The organism is Prosthecomicrobium sp. N25 (assembly GCF_037203705.1).
Lineage (GTDB): Bacteria > Pseudomonadota > Alphaproteobacteria > Rhizobiales > Ancalomicrobiaceae > Prosthecodimorpha.
On the sequence record NZ_JBBCAT010000001.1, the window covers coordinates 2,279,584 to 2,300,543 of the forward strand.

Annotated in this window: 17 protein-coding genes; 11 read left to right on the top strand and 6 right to left on the bottom strand. The window is 68.6% G+C overall.

Annotated features, from left to right (window positions below):
• The first annotated feature begins 10 nt into the window (after positions 1–10).
• The 8 genes from WBG79_RS10320 (at position 11) to WBG79_RS10355 (ending at position 10,445) form a co-directional block, all read left to right on the top strand.
• Positions 11–1,363 (top strand): FAD-dependent oxidoreductase, encoded by a 1,353-nt coding sequence (locus WBG79_RS10320; RefSeq protein WP_337357020.1) that lies wholly within the window; start codon positions 11–13, stop codon positions 1,361–1,363.
• The gene (locus WBG79_RS10325) at positions 1,360–2,526 is read left to right on the top strand and encodes a CaiB/BaiF CoA transferase family protein (RefSeq protein ID WP_337357021.1); all 1,167 of its coding nucleotides are present in this window, start codon (positions 1,360–1,362) and stop codon (positions 2,524–2,526) included. Before WBG79_RS10320 ends, WBG79_RS10325 begins: the two co-directional genes overlap by 4 nt.
• On the top strand, positions 2,526–3,302 hold the full coding sequence (locus tag WBG79_RS10330) for an enoyl-CoA hydratase-related protein (protein WP_337357022.1): 777 nt from the start codon (positions 2,526–2,528) through the stop codon (positions 3,300–3,302). Before WBG79_RS10325 ends, WBG79_RS10330 begins: the two co-directional genes overlap by 1 nt.
• Before the next feature lie 49 nt (positions 3,303–3,351).
• Positions 3,352–4,257: a LysR family transcriptional regulator gene (locus WBG79_RS10335; protein ID WP_337357023.1), complete on the top strand. Its 906-nt coding sequence runs from the start codon at positions 3,352–3,354 to the stop codon at positions 4,255–4,257.
• A 153-nt stretch (positions 4,258–4,410) separates the two neighbouring features.
• Positions 4,411–5,073, top strand: coding sequence for a protein-L-isoaspartate O-methyltransferase family protein (locus tag WBG79_RS10340; protein ID WP_337357024.1), 663 nt, complete (start codon positions 4,411–4,413; stop codon positions 5,071–5,073).
• A gap of 241 nt (positions 5,074–5,314) precedes the next feature.
• The gene (locus tag WBG79_RS10345) at positions 5,315–6,748 is read left to right on the top strand and encodes a TolC family outer membrane protein (RefSeq protein ID WP_337357025.1); all 1,434 of its coding nucleotides are present in this window, start codon (positions 5,315–5,317) and stop codon (positions 6,746–6,748) included.
• 245 nt (positions 6,749–6,993) lie between these two features.
• On the top strand, positions 6,994–7,599 hold the full coding sequence (locus WBG79_RS10350) for a PopZ family protein (RefSeq protein ID WP_337357026.1): 606 nt from the start codon (positions 6,994–6,996) through the stop codon (positions 7,597–7,599).
• Between the two features lie 116 nt (positions 7,600–7,715).
• Positions 7,716–10,445 carry a valine--tRNA ligase gene (locus WBG79_RS10355; RefSeq protein ID WP_337357027.1) on the top strand — a complete coding sequence of 910 codons (2,730 nt, stop codon included), beginning with the start codon at positions 7,716–7,718 and terminating at the stop codon, positions 10,443–10,445.
• 18 nt (positions 10,446–10,463) lie between these two features.
• Here the strand turns inward: WBG79_RS10355 and ybaL are convergent, their stop codons facing one another.
• The gene (gene ybaL, locus WBG79_RS10360; RefSeq protein ID WP_337357028.1) at positions 10,464–12,188 is read right to left on the bottom strand and encodes a YbaL family putative K(+) efflux transporter; all 1,725 of its coding nucleotides are present in this window, start codon (positions 12,186–12,188) and stop codon (positions 10,464–10,466) included.
• A gap of 143 nt (positions 12,189–12,331) precedes the next feature.
• Between ybaL and WBG79_RS10365 the strand changes: the two genes are divergently transcribed.
• Complete coding sequence (locus WBG79_RS10365; protein ID WP_337357029.1) at positions 12,332–12,727, top strand: TfoX/Sxy family protein; 396 nt, start codon at positions 12,332–12,334, stop codon at positions 12,725–12,727.
• A 63-nt stretch (positions 12,728–12,790) separates the two neighbouring features.
• Here the strand turns inward: WBG79_RS10365 and WBG79_RS10370 are convergent, their stop codons facing one another.
• Positions 12,791–13,849, bottom strand: a complete 1,059-nt coding sequence (locus tag WBG79_RS10370; protein ID WP_337357030.1) for a diguanylate cyclase — start codon at positions 13,847–13,849, stop codon at positions 12,791–12,793.
• 201 nt (positions 13,850–14,050) lie between these two features.
• Positions 14,051–15,616, bottom strand: a complete 1,566-nt coding sequence (locus WBG79_RS10375; protein ID WP_337357031.1) for a DEAD/DEAH box helicase — start codon at positions 15,614–15,616, stop codon at positions 14,051–14,053.
• 243 nt (positions 15,617–15,859) lie between these two features.
• Between WBG79_RS10375 and WBG79_RS10380 the strand changes: the two genes are divergently transcribed.
• A complete protein-coding gene (locus tag WBG79_RS10380; RefSeq protein WP_337357032.1) occupies positions 15,860–16,558 on the top strand; it encodes an alpha/beta fold hydrolase in 699 nt (232 codons plus the stop codon).
• Between the two features lie 43 nt (positions 16,559–16,601).
• Here the strand turns inward: WBG79_RS10380 and WBG79_RS10385 are convergent, their stop codons facing one another.
• Positions 16,602–17,036, bottom strand: a complete 435-nt coding sequence (locus WBG79_RS10385; protein WP_337357033.1) for a hypothetical protein — start codon at positions 17,034–17,036, stop codon at positions 16,602–16,604.
• Positions 17,037–17,177: 141 nt separating this feature from the next.
• Between WBG79_RS10385 and WBG79_RS10390 the strand changes: the two genes are divergently transcribed.
• Positions 17,178–17,402 (top strand): hypothetical protein, encoded by a 225-nt coding sequence (locus WBG79_RS10390; protein ID WP_337357034.1) that lies wholly within the window; start codon positions 17,178–17,180, stop codon positions 17,400–17,402.
• A 23-nt stretch (positions 17,403–17,425) separates the two neighbouring features.
• On the opposite strand, the gene WBG79_RS10395 is transcribed toward WBG79_RS10390, so the two are convergent.
• On the bottom strand, positions 17,426–18,376 hold the full coding sequence (locus WBG79_RS10395; protein WP_337357035.1) for a hypothetical protein: 951 nt from the start codon (positions 18,374–18,376) through the stop codon (positions 17,426–17,428).
• Positions 18,377–18,695: 319 nt separating this feature from the next.
• Positions 18,696–20,744, bottom strand: a complete 2,049-nt coding sequence (gene parE, locus WBG79_RS10400) for a DNA topoisomerase IV subunit B (RefSeq protein WP_337357036.1) — start codon at positions 20,742–20,744, stop codon at positions 18,696–18,698.
• Positions 20,745–20,960: the final 216 nt, after the last annotated feature.

Genomic DNA, 20,960 nt, shown 5'->3' on the forward strand with positions numbered 1-20,960 from the left:
GGAGAGACCCATGCCGCCTCTCGACCTCATCCCCGAATCCCCGGGCTCCGTCCCGGTCGTGGCGCGCGCCGACGTGGTCGTCGTCGGCGGCGGCCCGGCCGGCTTCGCGGCGGCGGTCGCGGCGCGGCGCGAGGGCTGCTCGGTCGTCCTGATCGAGCGCTACCCCTATCTCGGCGGCCTCGCTTCCGGCGGCATGGTCCTCGTGCTCGACGACATGAACAACGGCCAGGAGGTCACCGTCACGGGCCTCTGCATGGAGATGATCGAGCGGATGGCCCGCATCGGCGCCGCCGTCTATCCCCCCGTGGAGGACCGCCGCCAGGGCTGGGACGTCTACCGCACCTGGGCGCCCTGGGGCCTCTTCGACTTCCGCACAGACTCGAAGCCGAACGCCATCGTGATGGCCGCCGCCTTCGACCCGGACGGCTGGAAGCGGGTCTCCAACGAGATGATCGTCGAGGCGGGCGTCGACGTGCGCCTGCACTCGTGGTTCTCCAAAGCGATCGTCCGCGACGGCCGGATCGCGGGCGTGATCTGCGAGACCAAGGCTGGCCGCCAGGCGATCCTTGGCGATGTGGTGATCGACACCTCCGGCGACCTCGACGTGGCCGCCGCGGCGGGGGCGAAGTTCACCGACGGCGCCTATATGGTGACGACGGTGTTCCGCCTCGGCGGCGTCGACACGGAGGCCGCCGAGCGCTTCCGCTACGAGGATCCGGACGCCTTCGCCAAGGTCGACAAGCAGGCGAAGCGCACCATCGGCGGCTCCTGGGACCGCTGGTGGCTGAAGACCCCGCTGCCCGGCATCGTCTGGTGCAACTGCCCGCACATGACCGGCCTCGACGCCATGAAGGTCGAGGACCAGACCCGGGCCGACTTCGAGGGCCGCCGGCGCATCTACGCGCTCGTCGACTTCGTCCGCGCCAACATGCCCGGCTTCGAAAGGTGCTACGTGGTCGACGTCGCCCCGCAGCTCGGCGTCCGTCAGACGCGCCTGCTGGAGGGCGAATACGTGGTCACCAAGGACGACGTGAACCACCGCGTCCACTTCCACGACACGGTCGCCCGCGGCCGCGACTACTACACGCCCTACCGCGCCATGCTGCCCAAGGACGTCGACGGCCTGCTGGTCGCCGGCCGCCACTATTCGGCGACCGAATCCGCCCAGAAGCTGTCGCGCGAGATCCCGCCCTGCATGTCCATGGGCCAGTCCGCCGGCGTCGCCGCCGCGCTCGCCGTCTCCGCCGGGATCGCGCCGCGCAGGGTCGACCCGAAGGCGATCTGCGCCCGCGTCCGCGCCCAGGGCGGCGACCCCGGCGACATCCCCTCCGACAACGCCCGCATCATGGAGACTGCCGCGTGAGCGCTCCCGCCGACCTGCCGCTCTCCGGCATCCGCGTCGTCGATTTCACCCAGGTCATGATGGGGCCGGTGGCGACTCAGATGCTTGCCGATTACGGTGCCGACGTCATCAAGATCGAGAAGCCCGGCACCGGCGACCTGTCCCGCACCGCCTTCCCGAACGACCCTGCGGGCCTGCTCGGTCCCGTCTACTGCTCGCTCAACCGCAACAAGCGCTCGATCGTGCTCGACACCCGCTCGCCGGAGGGCCGCGAGGCCGTGCTGCGGCTGATCGGGACCGCCGACGTGGTGGTCAACAACTTCCGCGCGGGCGTCATGGAGCGGCTCGGCTTCGGTTACGAGGAGCTGGCGAAGCTGAACCCGCGCCTGATCTACGCGGTCGGCACCGGCTTCGGCCTGGTCGGCCCCTATGCCCACAAGGGCGGCCAGGACGTGCTGGCGCAGGCCATGTCGGGCGTCATGCACCGGCGCTCGGACGCGCACCTGCCGCTCTCCATCTACCCGACCACCTTCGCCGACTATTCGGCCGGCATGCACCTCGTCCAGGGCGTGCTCCTCGCCCTCCTGCAGCGCGAGAAGACGGGCAGGGGACAGCGCATCAGCGTCTCGCTCCTCGATTCCATGCTCGCCGCGCAGACCCAGGAGGCGGCCGCCCACCTGATGCGGGGCCGCGAGGTGAACTGGGGCGCCATGCCGCTCTCCGGCGTCTTCGAGACGACCGACGGGGCGGTGGTCCTCGTCGGCGCCTTCAAGGCCAACCCCTTGCGCGACATCTCCGCCGCACTGGAAATCGACGACCTGTCCCAGGACCCGCGCTTCACCGCCCATCCCGAGCAGGTCGCCAATAAGGCGGCCCTGCACGCGATCTTCCGCGCCCGTTTCGCGACCAACACGACGGCCCACTGGCTCGGCCGCCTTGAGGCCCAGGACCTTCTCTGCGCGCCCGTCCGGACGCTCGCCGAGGCGCTCGCCGACGAGCAGACCGCGATCAACGGCATGGTCATGGAGGCGGACGGCGCGGTCGAGCGGATCCGGGTCGTCGGCTCTCCCGTCCACATGGAGGCCGCGCCCGTCACGATCCGCCTCCCGCCCGCCCATCTGGGGCAGCACACCCGCGAGATCCTCGATGAGATCGGTCTCGGCGCGGCACGGGCGGCCGAGTGATGCCGGTCCGCTTCGAGATCCTCGACCATGTCGCCCGGGTGACGATCGACCGCCCCGAGGTCCTGAACGCCGTCGATGCGGCCACCGAGCAGGAGCTGGATCGGATCTGGTCGGCCATCGAGACCGACCGGTCGGTGCGCGTCGTCGTGCTCACCGGCGCTGGCGACCGCGCGTTTTCCACCGGCGCCGACATGAAGAACAGCGGCGGCTCGTCCGGCCTCGACTACTGGGCGGCGGCCCGGCCGAACGGCTTCGGCGGCATCGCGCTCCGCCAGACCCTGGACGTGCCCGTGATCGCCCGGGTCAACGGCCACGCGGCCGGCGGCGGCTTCGAGATGGTGCTCGGCTGCGACATCGTGGTGGCCGCCGAAGAGGCGACCTTCAGCCTGCCCGAAGCCCGCGTCGGCCGCATGCCGCTTGACGGCGGCATGACGCTCCTCCAGCGCCAGATCCCGTTCCGAGCCGCGATGGGCATCATGCTGACCGGACGGCGCGTGAAGGCGCCCGAGGCCCTGGCGCTCGGCATCGTCAACGAGGTCGTGCCGCGCGCCGACCTCGACGCGGCCACCCACCGCTGGGTCGCCGACGTGCTCGCCTGCGCGCCCCTGTCGATCCGGGCCATCAAGCAGACCGTCCGGCGCACCGCCCATCTCACCGCCGCGGAGGCGCAGGGCCAGCGCCTGCCGGCGCTCGTCGAGGCGCTCCGCTCCGAGGATGCGGAGGAGGGGGTCCGCGCCTTCCGGGAGAAGCGCAAGCCGGACTGGAAGGGACGCTGAGAGGCGCGATAAGCTCGGCGTTCCCTTCCGGTGACCCGCCCAGGACGCCATGCTGCACGCCGCCGCGCTCTACTACTTCCGCGAAGTGGCCCGCGTCGGCTCGATCCGCAAGGCGGCGAGCGCCCTCAACGTCGCGGCGAGCGCGCTCAACCGGCAGATCCTCAACCTCGAGGCAGACTTGGGCACCGCGCTGTTCGACAGGGTGCCGGGCGGCATGCGCCTCACCGTGGCGGGCGACCTGCTGCTCCGCCACGTGACCGACACGCTGCACGACTTCGACCGCCTGCGCGTCGCCATCGACGATCTGAAGGCCGCCCGCACCGGCCACGTCGCGGTGGCCGCGGTGGACAGCCTTCTGGTCGACTTCCTGCCCCGCGCCATCCACCGCTTCCGCGCCGACTTCCCGGCCGTGACCTACACCGTCATGGCCGTGCAGCCGCCCGAGGTGGCGAGCCTCGTCGCCTCCGGCGAGATCGACCTTGGCTTCACCTTCGTCGGCAAGGTCCCCGGCTCGCTCCACTTCATGGCCGAGATCTCCGCACCGATCGGCGTCGTGATGCGGGCCGACCATCCGCTCGCCTCGCGCATGGTCATCGAGTTCGACGAGGTCGCCCGCTATCCGATCCTGACCCAGTCCGGGCCGCTGCCGAGGGGCGCCGACGTGGACGAGGCTTTCGGCACCTTCAAGAACCAGCTCAGGCCGACGATCCAGTCGAACTCCATCCAGATGCTGAAGCTCGCCATCATGCTCAACATGGGGCTCGCCTTCTTCACCCGGCTCGGCTTCCTGCACGAGATCGAGCAGGGCGACCTCGCCTGGCGCCCGCTCGCCTCGGCGGCCATCAACACCTTGCGGCTCGGGCTGCTGGTCTCCCCCCACCGCGACCTGAGCCCGGCGGCCCAGCAGCTCGCGCGCCGGCTGTCCGAGGACCTGCACAAGTTCGCGGCGATTTGACCGGTGTGCCCGGGCGGCCGCCCCCGGCGGCGTGCCTCCCGTCTCCGCCCGATTTCCTACTTGTCCGCGCCCGGACCGGGGGCTAATGATCCCCGCGCCGGGCCCGCGCCGCGCCTGAAGCGGCCGGGACGATCCGCCGAGCCGGGGGACCTCATGACGAATTTCGCCAAGGCGCGCAGGACCATGGTCGACAACCAGCTGCGCACCAACGACGTGACGGATCTCCGCATCCTCGACGCCTTCGACGCGCTCCCGCGGGAGCTCTTCGTGCCGCGCGCTCTCGCCCCGCTCGCCTACATCGACGAGCACCTGCAGGTGAAGGCCGGCCCGCCGCCGCGCTACCTCATGCAGCCGGCCCCGCTCGCCCGGCTCATCCAGCTCGCCGCCGTCCGCCCGGGCGAGAAGGTGCTCGTGGTCGGCGCCGGCACCGGCTACGCCGCCGCGCTCCTGGCCCGCCTGGACGCCAAGGTGATCGCGCTCGAGTCCGATCCCGATCTCGCCGCCGAGGCCCGCAAGGCGCTGGCGGTGGCCGGCGCGGCGGACGTCGAGGTCGTGACCGGCCCGCTCGCCGAGGGCGTGCCCGCCGCGGCGCCCTTCGACGTGATCCTGCTCGACGGCTCCGTCGAGGTGCTGCCCGAATCGCTCGGCCGCCAACTCGCCGAGGGCGGGCGCCTGGTCGCCGTGGAAGGGCGCGGTCTCGCCGGCAAGGCGCGGATCTGGATCCGGACCGGCGACGAGATTTCGCCTCGCATGGCCTTCAATTGCGCGGCCCGCCCGCTGCCCGGATTCGAGAAGGTTCCGGCCTTCGAGTTCTGAGCCGGGCGACAAAAATCAGGATCTACATGCCCTTACGGAACGCGGTCGATCCGCCGGCGCGTGCCGGGCCGAAACGTCTCGGCCGGACCTGTCGCCCACTGTTGCGTGAGGGCCGCACTGCATCAGATTTGTCTTTGCCCCCCGGCCCTTGAGGCGGCATGGCGTCCCCGATGATGCTACAAATCGGGGCGCCTTGGAATCGATGCGTTCGGACTCTGTCGAACGGACGGGAGTTGGGCACTTGAAGGTTAAGCGGTACCTCCAGTCCGGCGTGTTGGCCCTCCTCATGGCCGGGACGTCCGGTTCGGCCATGGCGCAGACGCTTCTGGACGCGCTTTCCCTCGCCTATTCCAACAACCCGGACCTGAACGAGCAGCGCTCGCGCACGCGCTCGGCGGACGAGAACGTCAACATTGCCCTGTCCGGCTACCGTCCCCAGATCAACCTGAACGCCTCCTCGGTCTGGACGTCCAGCCGCACCAACCGGTTCACGAACGCGCCGGGCAAGACGACGCCCCCGCTCGACGTCAGCGCCGACACGAGCGGCCTCCAGCGGAACATCCAGCTGAGCCTGGTCCAGCCGATCTTCTCGGGCTTCCAGACGACGAACTCCGTGAAGCAGAACGAGGCCGCCGTGCTGGCCCAGCGGGAGTTCACGCGGAACACCGAGCAGCAGATTCTCTTCGATGCCGGCACGGCCTTCATGGACGTGATCCGCGACACGGCCCTGGTCGGCCTGCAGGAGACCAACGTCAAGTTCCTCACCGAGCAGGTCCGCGCGGCGCGCGACCGCTTCGCCGTCGGCGAGGGCACGCGCACGGACGTCGCGCAGGCGGAGGCCCGCCAGCAGCTCGCCGTCTCGCAGCTGAACAGCGCCCGCGCCCAGGCCAACTCGAGCCGCGCCCGCTTCCGCCAGGTGATCGGCGTCGAGCCCGGCCGGCTGACCGGATCCGTGCCGTTCGAGAGGCTTCTCCCCAAGAACGGCCCGCAGGCGGTCGACATCGCCCAGGTCCGTCACCCCGCGATCCTGGCGGGCGTGCACAACATCGACGTCGCCTCCTTCAACATGAAGGTGATCGAGGGCGACCTCCTGCCCCAGGTCAACCTGCAGGGCGCCGTGTCGCGCACGCTGAGTGAATCCAATGCGACGGGCAGCCTCCAGCCCGGACGCACGCGCTCGAACACCAACAACGCCCAGATCGGCATCAACGTCACGGTGCCCATCTACCAGGGCGGCGCCGAATACGCCCGCGTCCGGAAGGCCAAGGAAGACCTCGGCACGGCGCGGATCCAGCTCGACTCGACGCGCGACTTCGTCCGCCGCACCGCGATCGCCGCCTTCGGCCAGTATGAGGCCGCCGGCGCCTCGATCATCGCCGCCCGCGCCCAGGTCGAAGCGGCGCGCCTCGCCCTCAACGGCGTCATCGAGGAGCAGCGGGTCGGCCAGCGCACCACCCTGGACGTCCTGAACGCCCAGGCCGAACTCATCGACGCCCAGGTCAACCAGGTTCTCGCCGAGCGCAATCGCGTGGTCGCCGCCTTCGCGCTGACCGCCGCGATCGGCAAGCTGGACGCCGAGAACCTGAGCCTCAAGGTCGTCAAGTACGATCCGGTCCAGCACTACGACGCCGTCCGCGACAAGTGGTTCGGCCTGCGCACGCCTGACGGGCGCTGAAGGGCCGCAGCCGTCGCCGGGTCCGGGCGGCCGCCGGCTCGGGCCCTCTCGCCCGCGTGCGGGAAGCCCGGCCGCTTGGCGATCGGGCCGGAAACCGTTCACACCATTGGGAAAAAAGCGCCCGCCGCCCGGGTCCGCTCCGTTTCGGACCCGTGACGGCGCCTGTATGGTGCGACGACCCGCCGATTCGGCCACCGGATGCCGAATCGGCCGGGCTTGCGGACCTGCGGTCGAGGGAGACGGGTATGGCGAAGACGCAAGCGCAGGAACCCTCGATGGAGGAGATCCTCGCCTCCATCCGCCGCATCATCGCCGACGAGGAGAAGCCCACCCCCGCCCCCGATCCGGCCCCCGACGACGACGGGGAGCGCATCTCCGAGGAGGATCTCGACAAGCTCTTCGCCAGCGCCGACGAACCTGAGCCGGAGCCCGAGGAGGACGAGGCCGACGTCCTCGATCTCACCGAGGAGAGCATCGAGGAGCCCGCCGCCGCGATGGCGCTGGAGGACGAGGACCTCGCCTTCGCCGAGCCCGAGCCCGCCCCGGCGCCCCCGCCGCCGCCGCCGAAGCCGGCCCCCGTCCGCGCCGAGGTCCCGCCGCCGCCCCCGCCGCGCCGTCCCGAGCCGGAGGCCCCGGTCGGCCGGATCCTGTCGGACCAGACCGGTCAGGCCGTCAGCGCCGCTTTCGAGAACCTCACCCACATGCTCATCGGCCGCAATCCCCGCACCCTCGAGGACGTCGTCCAGGACATGCTCCGCCCCATGCTGCGCGACTGGCTCGACCAGAACCTGCCCGGCATGGTGGAGCGGATGATTCGCGCCGAGATCGAGCGCGTGACGCGCGGACGCTGAGCCCGCCGTCGGGCCGCCGCCGCCGGTTGACACTCGCGCCCCCGTCTGCCTTATCGGACGCCTCGAAACCACGCCCGGAAGCCGCGCGTGCCGCGGCGCATCGCGAGTAGACGTTCATGCTGGAGAAGACCTTCGACGCCGCCGCCGTGGAGCCGCGGATCGCCGCCGCCTGGGACGAGGCCGGCGCCTTCAGGGCGGGGGCCGGCGCCGAGCCGGGCGCGTCGACCTACTCGATCGTCATCCCGCCGCCGAACGTCACCGGCTCGCTCCACATGGGCCATGCGCTCAACAACACGCTCCAGGACATCCTCTGCCGCTTCGAGCGCATGCGCGGCCGCGACGTCCTCTGGCAGCCCGGCACCGACCACGCCGGCATCGCCACCCAGATGGTGGTCGAGCGCCAGATGTTGGAACGCCAGGAGCCCGGCCGCCGCGAGATCGGCCGCGAGAGGTTTCTCGAGAAGGTCTGGTCCTGGAAGGCGGAGTCCGGCGGCGCGATCGTCAACCAGCTGAAGCGCCTGGGCGCCTCCTGCGACTGGTCGCGCGAACGCTTCACCATGGACGAGGGCCTTAGCCGCGCGGTCCTCAAGGTCTTCGTCGACCTTCATCGCAAGGGGCTGATCTACCGCGACAAGCGGCTCGTCAACTGGGACCCGAAGCTGCTCACCGCCATCTCGGACCTCGAGGTCCAGCAGGTCGAGGTCAAGGGCAACCTCTGGCATTTCCGCTACCCGGTCGAGGGCCGCGTCTTCGATCCCGAGGACCGGTCGACCTACATCGTCGTGGCGACCACGCGCCCCGAGACCATGCTCGGCGACACCGCCGTCGCGGTCCACCCGGAGGACGAGCGCTATCGCGACCTCGTCGGCCGGTACGTGATCCTGCCCCTCGTCGGCCGCCGCATCCCGATCGTCGCCGACGAGTATTCCGACCCCGAGAAGGGCTCCGGCGCCGTCAAGATCACCCCCGCCCACGACTTCAACGACTTCGAGGTCGGCCGCCGCCACGGCCTGCGCCTGGTCAACGTGATGACCGTCGAGGGTGCCATCGACGTCGCCAACAACGTCGACTTCCTGCAGGACCTGCCCGTCAACGCCGAGCTGATGGAGACCATCGCGCGCGTCGAGGGCCAGGACCGCTTCGCGGCCCGGAAGCGCATCGTCGAGCTGATGGAGACCCGCGGCCTGCTCGAGAAGATCGAGCCGCACACCCACATGGTCCCGCACGGCGACCGCGGCGGCGTGCCGATCGAGCCCTACCTGACCGACCAGTGGTACGTCGATGCCGCGACGCTCGCGAGGCCCGCCATCGCGTCCGTCCGCGAGGGCCGCACCGTCTTCGTGCCGAAGACCTGGGAGAACACCTACTTCCAGTGGATGGAGAACATTCAGCCCTGGTGCATCTCCCGCCAGCTCTGGTGGGGCCACCAGATCCCCGCCTGGTACGGGCCGGACGGCACGGTCTTCGTCGAGCTGTCGGAAGCCGACGCGCTCGCCGCCGCCGAGAAGCACTACGGCGCGCCGACGCCTCTGAAGCGCGACGAGGACGTCCTCGACACCTGGTTCTCCTCCGCCCTCTGGCCCTTCTCGACCATGGGGTGGCCGGACCGGACGCCCGAGCTCGCCCGCTACTACCCGACCTCGGTCCTCGTCACCGGATTCGACATCATCTTCTTCTGGGTCGCCCGGATGATGATGATGGGCCTGGAGTTCATGGGCACCGAGCCGTTCCGGGACGTCTACATCCACGCCCTCGTCCGTGACGAGAAGGGCGCCAAGATGTCGAAGTCGAAGGGCAACGTCATCGACCCGCTCGACCTCGTCGACGAGTACGGCGCCGACGCCCTGCGCTTCACCCTCGCCGCCATGGCGGCCCAGGGCCGCGACATCAAGCTCGCCACCTCCCGCGTCGCCGGCTACCGCAACTTCGCCACCAAGCTCTGGAACGCCGCCCGCTTCGCCGAGATTAACGGCTGCGTGATCGCCTCCGACTTCGAGCCGCTTGCCGCCGAGGACACGATCAACCGCTGGATCGCGGTCGAGCTCAATCGCGCCGTCGCCGAGGTCACGGCCGCCCTGGAGGCCTACCGCTTCAACGACGCCGCCGGCGCCGCCTACCGCTTCGTCTGGAACACCTACTGCGACTGGTACCTGGAATTCGCCAAGCCGGTCCTGCAGGCCGAGGGCGACAGCCGCTCGAAGGCCGAGACCCGTGCCACGACCGCCTATGTCCTCGACGAGATCCTGAAGCTGCTCCACCCCTTCATGCCCTTCATCACCGAGGAGCTCTGGGCCGAGAAGGCGAAGGAGGCGGGGCTGAAGCGTCCCTCTATGCTCGTCACCACGCGCTGGCCGAAAGCCGGCGTGACCCGCTCCGAAGCCGCCGACGAGATCAACTGGCTCGTCGACCTCGTCACCGAGATCCGCTCCGTCCGCGTCGAGATGAACGTGCCCGTGGCGAGCCAGATCCCCCTCGTGCTGGTCGGCGCCGGTCCCGTGGAGCGGGCCCGCGTGGCGACCCACCGGGCGGTGATCGAGCGCATGGCCCGCATCGCCTCCATCGGCTTCGCGGACGAGCCGCCGGCCGCCTCCGCCCAGATCGTCCTCGGCGCCACGACGGCCTGCCTGCCGCTGGAAGGCGTCATCGACTTCGCGGCCGAGCGCACGCGGCTCGACAAGGAGCTGAAGAAGCTCGCCGACGAGGTCTCCCGCATCGACGCCAAGCTGAACAACCCCTCCTTCGTGGCCCGCGCGCCCGAGGAGGTGGTCGAGGAGAACCGCGAGAAGCGCGAGGAGTACCTCGCCCGCCGCGCCAAGGTGGAAGAGGCGCTCGCCCGCCTCGGGTGAGCGCCGTCCGGCGCGGCCTCACAGGCCGGCCGGTCCCGCCTTCAGGGCGCGGATCATGCTGCGCGCCAGTTCCTGTTCGCCGATGAGCACCGTGTCGCTGCCGAGCTTGGCCAGATAGTCGGCTGCCTCGGTGCTGTGCGCCCGCGCGATCACCGTCACGGCCGGGTTGGCGGCCTTGGCGGCTTCCACCAGATGTCCCGCCTCGAAGGCGTCCGGGATCGCCGACACGAGGGTGCGCGCACCCGCCAGGTTGAGCCGCTCGAGCAGCGCCGTCTCCCCGCAGGCGCCCGCATAGGCCTCGATGCCCCGCGCCTTCAGGGGTTCGAGCCGGAGCGGCTCCTCGTCGACCACCAGGAACGGCACGCCCGCGGCCGCCAGCTCCGCGGCGATCTCCGACCCGACCCGGCCGTAGCCGACCAGGACGGCGTGGCCGCTCAGCGCGGTCGCCGGTTCCGCTTCCACGGCGGGAGCGGTGGCGGCCGGCGCTTCGGCCGGCGCCTTCGGCCGGCCGCCCGCCGCATCCGGGGCCGTCAGCCGGTCGAGCGCGAAGAAGAGGAGGGGGTTGATCAGGATGGACAGGATGGAGCCCGCCACCACCAGGTCCCGCGCCGCCTCGGGCACGATCTCCAGGTTGACCGCGAGCACGATGAGGATGAAGGAGAATTCGCCGATCTGCGCGAGGCTCGCCGCGATCGTCAGCGCCGTCGCGTGCGGGTGCCCGAAGGCGCGCACGATCAGCCAGGCGGCCAGCGACTTGCCGAGCACGATGATGAGGACCGTCGCCGCCAGCGCGGCCGGGTGCGTGGTCAGGATCGCCGGATTGAACAGCATGCCCACCGAGACGAAGAACAGCACCGCGAAGGCGTCGCGCAGCGGCAGCGTCTCCCGGGCGGCCTGGTGGCTGAGCTGGGATTCCGCCAGCACCATGCCTGCGAAGAAGGCGCCGAGTGCGAATGAGACGCCGAACAGGTTGGCCGAGCCGTAGGCGACCCCGAGCGCGATGGCGAGGACGGCGAGGCGGAAGAGCTCGCGCGAGCCGGTATGCGCGACATAGTGCAGGATCCAGGGGATCACCTTGCGGCCGACCACCAGCATCAGGGCGACGAAGAGGCCGACCTTCACGGCGGTGAGCAGCAGGGTGGCCCACACCGTCCCGACCCCGAAAGCCGCGACGAGCCCGGCGTCGGCGCCGGCCGCCGCCTCCGGCGACGCGCCGCCGAGGAGCCCGGAGAGGGGCGGGATCAGGACGAGCGTCAGGACCATGACCAGGTCCTCGACGATGAGCCAGCCGACCGCCACGCGGCCGCGTTCCGTCTCGATTTGCCGCCGCTCCTGCAGCGCACGAAGCAGCACCACCGTGCTGGCGACCGACAGCGACAGGCCGAACAGCAGCCCCGCGCCCCAGCTCCAGCCGAGCCAAAACGCGAGCCCCATCCCGAGCAGGCTCGCCACCGCGATCTGCCCGATCGCGCCCGGAATCGCGATGGCCCGGACGGAGAGGAGATCCTTCAGCGAGAAATGCAGCCCGACCCCGAACATCAGCAGGATGACGCCGATCTCCGCCAGCTCGACCGCGAGTTTCTGGTCCGCCACGTAGCCGGGCGTGAACGGCCCGACCACCACGCCGGCCGCGAGGTAGCCGACGATCGGCGGCAGCTTCAGCCTCTGCACCGCGAGCCCGAGCGCGAAGGCGAGCCCGAGACCGATCGCGATGGTCGAGATGAGCGGCGTGTCGTGCGGCATGGGCTCTCCGTCCGCCGGGGCGGCCGTTCGGACTGTCAGGGATCGGTCATAGTCTGGGACCGTTCGAGACCACATCCCGGCGGCGCGGGCAAGGGTTCTGCCGTGCTAATCTGGCGCGAACACGACGAAGCCCGGAGGTGCCGGTGTCATCGGGGTTGATCGATCATGTGCGCGAACTGGCCGAGACGGTCGGCGGCCTGCGCTTCCGCCGCATGTTCGGCGGCTGGGGCGTCTTCTGCGAGGCCGGCATGTGCGGCATCGTCAGCGGCGACGTGCTCTTCCTGAAGATCGACGAGGCGAGCGTCGGCCGGTTCGAGGCCGAGGGACTGGAGCCCTTCTCCTACGCCACGAAGAAAGGCCGGCAGACGATCGACACCTACCGCCGCGCTCCGGAGCGGAGCCTGGACGATCCGGACGAGTTCGCGGAGTGGATGCGTCTGGCTGTCGACGCCACCGCCCGAAAGGCCGAGGCGAAGGCCTCGAAGGGCCGCGCCGGCTCCCCGCGTCGAGGCGGCCGCTTGGCGGGACCGCCGCTGTGATTCGGCCGCTGGACATGACAAAGCCGGGCGCGGGCCCGGCTGCGACACGACCGGCGGGACGGCTCAGGCGACGTGCAGGTCGAGCTTGACGTCCGGATCTGATTCGCAGCGCACCAGGTTCCGGCCCGCGCGCTTCGCCGCGTAGAGGCACGAGTCGGCCCGCTCGACCATCTCCTGGCTGGTATCGCCGGGCCGCCAGACGGCCACGCCGACCGAGATGGTGATCCGGCCGAGGTTCTCGCCCGTCGAGCGCTTGACCAGTTCCTTGGACATCACGGACTGGCGGATGTGCTCGGCGACCACCACGCCCTGGCGCAGGTTGGTGCGCGGCAGGATGACGGCGAACTCCTCGCCGCCGTAGCGGCACGCGATGTCCTGGCCCTTGACGTTCTGCTTCACCGCCAGTGCCACGAGGCGCAGCACCTGGTCGCCGGTCTGGTGGCCGTAGCTGTCGTTGAACTTCTTGAAATGGTCGATGTCGGTCAGGAGCAGCGCGAAGGGCTGGTCGGCCTGTTTGGCCTCCATGCAGGCCCGCTCGATCGAATGTTCGAAGTGCTTGCGGTTGGCGAGCGTGGTCAGCTCGTCCGTCAGGCTCTCGTAGCGGATCGCCTCCAGGCTCTCCTGGAGCTCGGCGATCTGGCGGCGGCTGTCGGCGAGCTGCCGCTCGAGCTGGCGGTTGGCGTGCTCGGTCTTCTTGGTGACCGACATCAGGCTTTCGACGACGTGCTTCACCTTGGCCTGGTCGACGTCGCCGGCGAGTTCGCGGGTGGCGTCGTCCAGGGACGAGCGATAGCCGCTCGTGGTCTGGATGGAGGAATCGAGCATCGACATCACGCTGCCGATCTCGCCGGAGAGCTTGCCGCCCACCTCCTCGATCCGCTCGCCGAGCCGGCTGGGGCTGACGAACTGGTCGTAGACCGTGCCCACCTCGGCGGTGGTCAGCCGGCCGCGGGACCGGATGATCTCGTTGATGGCCTTGTTCAGGGAATGATTGAAGCCGGCGGCGTACGTGTACCAAAGCTCGTAGTGACGAGGATAGGCGGGCACCTCGTTCTTCTTCAGGTGGCCGAGCGCGGCCTCCCCGTAAACGATTGTGCGCCGAAAGTCGTCTTGCTCGCTCATGTCCACCCTCGCGCCGGATTTGAAGGCAGCAGCGCCCTTGGTGCAGGCCGTCTCCGGTCTGACCCGACGGTAGCGGGGATGGCTTAAATCCGGGTTAAGGGAGCGAAAGCGCTTGCGGTTTTCACGCTTCCGGTTCGGCGAGCATAAAGCAAACCGGCATTCGATGATAGACGTAACACCGTATAACCATTCGATATAATTTCAGCCCGCGGATCGCACCGGCCTCGTGGGGCGAAGCAGGAACGCGGGCACGTGATCTCCGAGCCCGACCGCCGAGGACTCCTCGGACTCGCGCCGGTCCGGACGGGAATAACGAGGCTCCTGCCGGGGCGAACGGGGCTCGGTCCGGGGTTGGCGGGGCTCCGCGCGCGGCGCGCCGGCCTGGACCGGCTGCTGGTCGCGTTCTCCCGCCGGCTCGGTGCGCTCGGGGCGACGCTCGCGCGGCGCCCGGGTCTCCGTACCCCGTTCGCGGTTGGCGCGGCCTTCGCCGGCGCCCTTGCGGGAGTCCGCGCCGCGGGTCCGTCCGGCTTCGCGGTCGCGACCGCCGCGGCGGCCGTCCGCGCTGCGCCGGCGTGGTTCGGAACTGCCCTCGGATGCCGGCTCGCCGGACCACTCCAGCGTCTGGTTGGTCAGGCGCTCGATGGCCGAGACGTGCTTCTTGTCGAGGTCGGTGACGAGCGTGATCGCCATGCCGAAGCGCCCGGCACGCCCGGTGCGTCCGATGCGGTGGACATAGTCCTCCGCGTGGACCGGCACGTCGTAGTTGAAAACGTGGCTCACATCGGGGATGTCGAGGCCGCGCGCGGCGACGTCGCTCGCCACCAGGAGCGTGATGCGGCCAGCGCGGAACCCGTCCAGCGTCGCCATGCGGGCGCGCTGGTCCATGTCGCCATGGAGCGCGCCGACGTTGAAGCCGTGCTTCTCGAGGCTCCGGTAGACGATCTGCACGTCGCGCTTGCGGTTGCAGAACACGATCGCGTTCTTCAGGTCCTGCGCGTCGCGCACCAGCCCGCGCAGCACGTCGCGCTTCTCGTGCGCCTCGCGCCCCGCGGCGACGAGACGCTGCGCGACCGTGGTGGCGGTGGTGGCCGGCCGGGCCGTCTCGATCCTGACCGGATTGCGCAGGAACGTATCGGCCAGCCGCTGGATCTCCGGCGGCATGGTGGCCGAGAACATCATGGTCTGCCGCGTCGCCGGCAGCATCTTGCAGATCCGCTCGATGTCCGGGATGAAGCCCATGTCGAGCATCCGGTCGGCCTCGTCGATGACGAGGATCTCGACGCCGTTCATCAGGATCCGGCCGCGCTCGAAGAGGTCGAGCAGGCGCCCGGGCGTGGCGATCAGCACGTCGACGCCGCGGTCGAGCTTCTTGACCTGCTCGTCAAGCGAGACGCCGCCGATCAGCAGGGCCACGGTCAACTTGTGGTTGATCCCGTACTTGTTGAAGTTCTCCTCGACCTGCGCGGCGAGTTCGCGCGTCGGCTCGAGGATCAGGGTCCGCGGCATGCGCGCCCGGGCACGGCCCTTCTCGAGCCGTGTCAGCATCGGGAGCACGAAGGAGGCGGTCTTGCCGGTTCCCGTCTGGGCGACGCCCACCACGTCCTTCTGTTCCAGGACGATCGGGATCGCCTTTGTCTGGATCGGCGTCGGCGTCGTGTAGCCGGCGGACGTGACGGCGGAAAGGACCTTCTCGGAAAGACCGAGATCGGAGAAGGTGACGGTCTGAGGCGCCTGTTGCGCCTCCGTGGCAGTGTCGTTGATGGTCATCGTATCCGTTGCTGCATCGCCCCGACCGGCGCCGGAACCGGCTGCGGTTCGTTTCGTTTTCGCATGCGAGGGGCGATCCGCAGAGTTCATGATGCAGTGCGAAAGGCTCCCGGAACATACGGTGCGAAACCAAAAAGTCAATGTCGAAACGCCCGAGGCGTGAACTCGATCCCGATTTCGGCGGCGATTTCTTCGCCGACTTCGACCAACATCGGGAGCCGCCTGATTTCGGAGAGGTCTGCCTTGTCGAATCTTCCGCTTCTCATGATCCCCGGCCTCAACTGCACCGCGTCCCTTTGGTCGGAGCAGATCGATGCCCTCGGCGCCGGGCGGACCCTCGTGGTCGCCGACCAAACCGGCCACGATTCGATGGCGGGGCTCGCCGCCTCGATCCTCGCCGACGCCCCGCCGCGCTTCGCGCTCGCCGGCCTCTCAATGGGCGGCTACATCGCCTTCGAGATCCTGCGCCAGGCCCCGCACCGGGTGGAGCGCCTCGCCCTCCTCGACACCCAGGCGCGCGCCGACACCGACGAGACCCGCCAGTCCCGCCGCCAGCAGATCGAGATCGCCTGGAACGGCGGCTTCGCCCGCATCCCCGACCTGCAGCTCCCGCGCCTCCTGTCGGAGCGGGGACGGGCCGACCCCGCGCTGGTCGCCCTTGTCCGCCGGATGGCCGAGGCCACGGGCCGCGACGGCTTCATCCGCCAGCAGTCGGCGATCCTCGGCCGCCCGGACTCCCGCCCGGACCTCGCCCGCATCGCCTGCCCGACCCTGGTCCTGGTCGGCGAGCAGGACGCCATCACGCCGCCCGATCTCGCCCGCGAGATGCACCAGGGCATCCCGGGCAGCCGTCTCGTCGTCGTGCCGGGCGCCGGCCACCTGTCGACGCTCGAGGCCCCCGAGCCGGTCTCGACCGCGCTCGGCCAATGGCTGGACGCCTGACGGGCGGGGGAGGGCCTGCGCGGGCCCGCGCGGGCCCCAGGCTTCAGTTGCCGGCCTTCTGGAACGTGTAGTCGCCCGGGGCCTTGACGATCGCCTCGTAGGTGCCCTCGGCCGCGCCGCCACCTTCGAGATCGAAGGTCAGCACCAGGCGGTCGCCGTCCATCTCGACCGTGGTCTCCTTGACGTCCGCCCCGAGTTCGAAGACCTCCGCGATCTCCAGGCTCGCCTCCACGGACGGCCCGGCCTGCGTGTAGGCGATCCACTGCACATAGAAGCGGGCCCGGATCTCGGTCGTGCCCGAGCGTGTCACCACGATCCGGTAGGCGCCCGCCTTGCCGGAGGTCGACCACTCGCCGACGAGCCGCATCTCCTCCACCTCGGCCGGGATCTGCGCGATCCGGTCGGAGGCCGGGTCCGCCCGGCCGGGCTGAGCGGCCGCGGCAAGGAGGACGAGGCCGAGGAGGGTGCGTCGGATCATGGGCGGGACCGTCTCTGAAGGCGGCGGATTCGCCGCGCTGGTTTCCGGGCCGGACACGTGAAGACCAGATGAACGGCCATTTCAAGACGGGTTCAAGGCCCGCGCCCCAGGATCGCCACAGTCAGATCCGGGAGACCCGCCATGACCCTCGACCGCGCCCAATGGGGATTGTCCCTCGTCGTCGCGCTGTTCATGACGATCAAGATCGCCGGCCGCCTCTGGGCCCTCGCCCCCGAGGCAAGCCCGGCCATCGTCCTCCTCCACTACGCCGCGCTCGCCGTCTTCCTTGCCGGCGCCATCGCGGCGGGTTTCCTCTTCGTGGAGAGAATCATGCTAGGCCAGCACCCTAAGAGGAATTCGCGTTAAGAGATGGACGGAGAGACCTCACTTCATTTCTCGAGTCTACTCAAACCTTTGCGGTCGAGCTCCAGCGCTGCACCCGTGCTATCGAGCCGGAGCTTAGATGCAGACCCTAGTATCGCCGAGGCAAGGTGGTCCGCTGCGTTTAGTTGAACGGCCTCTGAACTCTGCGGCGTCCGACGGAACAAGTCGTGTGTTATGCCTGTCAATAATGCTTCGGGTATGTCGCTCTGGCGTGCCATCTGCCATTCCAGCGCGGACTCTATCGCCCAACTTGCGCGGTCAATGTCGATCTGCGTTTGTCTAACAACAAACTCAGCTTCGGAGTTTCTCTTGAACCATTCATTCTGCCAGCGAAGATAAAATCCCAACAAGCTCACGAGCACAGCAAAGGCAAGAAGCGAGCGAAGCATGAGCCATCCAATCATGACTAGATCTCGGTCGCGTTCCTGTGAGAGGTACTCATGAACATCCCAGAAACTAAAAATCATTGCACATGCTGATATGCAAATAAAGATGAAGCATGTTATGGTGATAGGGGTCCGAAGACCGACTGTATCTTTACTGAGGGCGAACTTAGAAACCTGAGCTTCCAGAGCAGATTTTATATCCTTCCGGATTTCACGTCTTGCATGAGTATTAGTTCTATCATCTACTTGCCTTCTAATTGCTTCGAGTTCCGATCGCTGAGCCTCAAGCCTGATATTTTGTTCTTCATGCCTCGCTAAAAGTGAAGCGCGTTCAGCTTCGAATTCAGTACTGAGTCGCCTTCGTTCCTGTTCGAGAGTGTTGATGTTATCGACAAGCAACGTATTGTATTTTTCAATTATAGACAGTTGAGTGGCTTCAAGAGCCTGGATCGTTGAACTTACGTTGAGCGTATCAATCTTTCCCTTGTTAGAAGCAAATGCATACTTACCTATTTCCTTATGAGCAAACAATAGAAATGCGAACAGCTGCTCTCGATTCTCAGGTTGCACCCCCCCCATTCTGAGGGGAATTGTGGATCCAATTAGTGTTAACTCTATCAAGAATTGAGTCCGCGTTACTTGTCCTCGCAATCGTGAAAGTAAACCCCGGAACCTGCAACTGCGCTTGATGAATTGCCGAAGAAGAGGGGTGAGCAATCAACATTTCAACTTCAGCACTGGAGAGGCTTATTGATTCAGGGTACCCTTGGACATAAATTGAAGCCGATAGAAGTGGGAATTCCGCAATAGACGCCCTTAGGAATCGAATTATTGAACGATCGTCCAGTCGCGGCACGTGGTAGGTATTGTCACTCAAGAATAGACCCCCTCAGATATCCAGATCGAGATCGCTCGCGAAGGCGGCTTTTTCGGTGATGAAGGCGAAGCGGGCTTCGGGCTTGTTGCCCATCAGGCGCTCGACGGAGTCCTTGGTCGCGTCCTCCTGGCCCTCGATGACCTCGACGCGCAGGAGCGTCCGGGTCTTCGGGTCCATGGTGGTTTCCTTGAGCTGGAACGGCATCATCTCGCCGAGGCCCTTGAAACGGCCGATCTCGGGCTTCTTGTTCCTGAAGACGGACGCCATGAGCTCGGCCTTGTGGGCGTCGTCGCGGGCGTAGACGGTCTTGGAGCCGTGGGTGATCCGGTAGAGCGGCGGCACCGCCAGATAGAGATGGCCGCGCCGGATCAGGTCCGGCATCTCGCGGTAGAAGAAGGTGATGAGCAGCGAGGCGATGTGGGCGCCGTCCACGTCCGCGTCGGTCATCACGATGATCTTGTCGTAGCGCAGGTCCTCCTCGCGCCAGGCCTTTCCGACCCCGCAGCCGAGCGCCTGCACCAGGTCGGCGAGCTGCTGGTTGGCGCCGAGCTTGTCGCGCGTCGCGTTGGCCACGTTGAGGATCTTGCCGCGGAGCGGCAGCACCGCCTGCGAACGCCGGTCGCGCGCCTGCTTGGCCGAGCCGCCGGCCGAATCGCCCTCAACGATGAAGAGCTCCGACCCCTGCGCGGCCGTGTCCGAGCAGTCCGCCAGCTTGCCGGGAAGGCGCAGCTTGCGGATCGGCGTCTTGCGCAGGATCTCCTTCTCCTGCCGCCGTCTAAGCCGCTCGTCGGCCCGCTCCAGCGACCAGTCGAGCAGCCGGTCGGCCTGCGCGCGCGAGCCCGCGAGCCAGTGGTCGAAGGCGTCCTTGATGGCCGTGTCGACGATGCGCAGGGCCTCGGCGGTGGCGAGCTTGTCCTTGGTCTGGCCGACGAACTCCGGCTCCCGGATGAAGACCGAGAGCATCGCCCCGGCCGTCGTCATGACGTCCTCGGCGGTCAGGATGGCGGCCCGCTTGTTGCCGACCAGATCCGCATAGGCGCGCAAGCCCCTGAGCAGCGCGACCCTGAGGCCCTGCTCGTGCGTGCCCCCCTCCGGCGTCGGCACCGTGTTGCAGTAGGAGGAGACGAAACCGTCGCCGGCGAACCAGGCGACCGCCCATTCGACCGCGCCGTGGCCCGAGGTCTTCGCCGTCCGCCCCGCGAAGACGTCGTCGACGGCGAGCCGCTCGCCCTTCAGCTTCTCCGCCAGGAAGTCCTTCAGGCCCCCGGGAAAATGGAAGACCGCCTTGTCGGGCGTCTCGCCGCCCGCCACCAGCTCCGTCGGGCAGGACCACCGGATCTCCACCCCGCCGAAGAGATAGGCCTTCGACCGCGTCATCCGGAAGACCCGTGAGGGGTCGAACTTCGCCGCCGGCCCGAAGATCTGCGGATCGGGGCGGAAGCGCACGGTCGTCCCGCGCCGGTTCATGACCTCGCCGAGCTCCTCGAGCCCGGTCACCGGATGCCCGCGCGAAAAGCGCTGCCGGTAGAGCCGACGGTTCTTGGCGACCTCGACCTCGAGGCTCTCGGACAGCGCGTTGACCACCGAAACGCCGACCCCGTGCAGGCCGCCCGACGTCTCGTAAGCCTTGCCGTCGAACTTGCCGCCCGAATGGAGCATCGTCATGATGACTTCGAGCGCCGATTTGCCCGGATACTTGGGATGCGGGTCGACCGGAATGCCGCGACCGTTGTCCGAGACTGTCAGCGTCCCGTCCGCCTCCAGCCGCACGTCGATGAAGCTGGCATGGCCCGCCACGGCCTCGTCCATCGCGTTGTCGATCACCTCGGCGAAGAGGTGGTGCAGCGCCTTCTCGTCCGTACCGCCGATATACATGCCGGGCCGCCGGCGCACCGGCTCGAGCCCCTCCAGGACCTCGATGTGGGAAGCGTTGTACTCGGCCTCCCCGGGCGTGCCGGACCGCATCGGAACCGCCCGCAGGGGCTTCGGCGCGGGCGCGGCCGGACGCGGCGGGGCCTCCGGCTCGGGGAGCTTCGCGAAGAGGTCTTGGGACTTGGCCATGGGGCTCCGGTCGGACGGCGTCATGGGCGGGTGCTACCACGAATCGCCTGTGATTGTCTCACGGATCAGAGCGCGCCGCGACCAAAATGTTCCGGTTCCGTTCCTGTGGGTCCGCTGCGGATCGTCGGCGCGATCCGGCACCGGGAGCGGGCCGGAGCGCCCCGTCTCGCGCCGCGCGCGATCAGGCGAGGCGCTCCGCTCGGCGCGAAGGCGCTG

Excerpts from the sequence above, each read along its gene's own strand:
- ybaL (WP_337357028.1), bottom strand. The coding sequence starts at position 12,188 with ATGCCGCACGACACGCCGCTCATCTCGACCATCGCGATCGGTCTCGGG.
- WBG79_RS10390 (WP_337357034.1), top strand. The coding sequence starts at position 17,178 with ATGACCCTCGACCGCGCCCAATGGGGATTGTCCCTCGTCGTCGCGCTG.
- WBG79_RS10375 (WP_337357031.1), bottom strand. The coding sequence starts at position 15,616 with ATGACCATCAACGACACTGCCACGGAGGCGCAACAGGCGCCTCAGACC.
- WBG79_RS10350 (WP_337357026.1), top strand. The coding sequence starts at position 6,994 with ATGGCGAAGACGCAAGCGCAGGAACCCTCGATGGAGGAGATCCTCGCC.
- WBG79_RS10330 (WP_337357022.1), top strand. The coding sequence starts at position 2,526 with ATGCCGGTCCGCTTCGAGATCCTCGACCATGTCGCCCGGGTGACGATC.
- WBG79_RS10385 (WP_337357033.1), bottom strand. The coding sequence starts at position 17,036 with ATGATCCGACGCACCCTCCTCGGCCTCGTCCTCCTTGCCGCGGCCGCT.
- WBG79_RS10320 (WP_337357020.1), top strand. The coding sequence starts at position 11 with ATGCCGCCTCTCGACCTCATCCCCGAATCCCCGGGCTCCGTCCCGGTC.
- WBG79_RS10370 (WP_337357030.1), bottom strand. The coding sequence starts at position 13,849 with ATGAGCGAGCAAGACGACTTTCGGCGCACAATCGTTTACGGGGAGGCC.
- WBG79_RS10340 (WP_337357024.1), top strand. The coding sequence starts at position 4,411 with ATGACGAATTTCGCCAAGGCGCGCAGGACCATGGTCGACAACCAGCTG.
- WBG79_RS10335 (WP_337357023.1), top strand. The coding sequence starts at position 3,352 with ATGCTGCACGCCGCCGCGCTCTACTACTTCCGCGAAGTGGCCCGCGTC.
- parE (WP_337357036.1), bottom strand. The coding sequence starts at position 20,744 with ATGGCCAAGTCCCAAGACCTCTTCGCGAAGCTCCCCGAGCCGGAGGCC.
- WBG79_RS10355 (WP_337357027.1), top strand. The coding sequence starts at position 7,716 with ATGCTGGAGAAGACCTTCGACGCCGCCGCCGTGGAGCCGCGGATCGCC.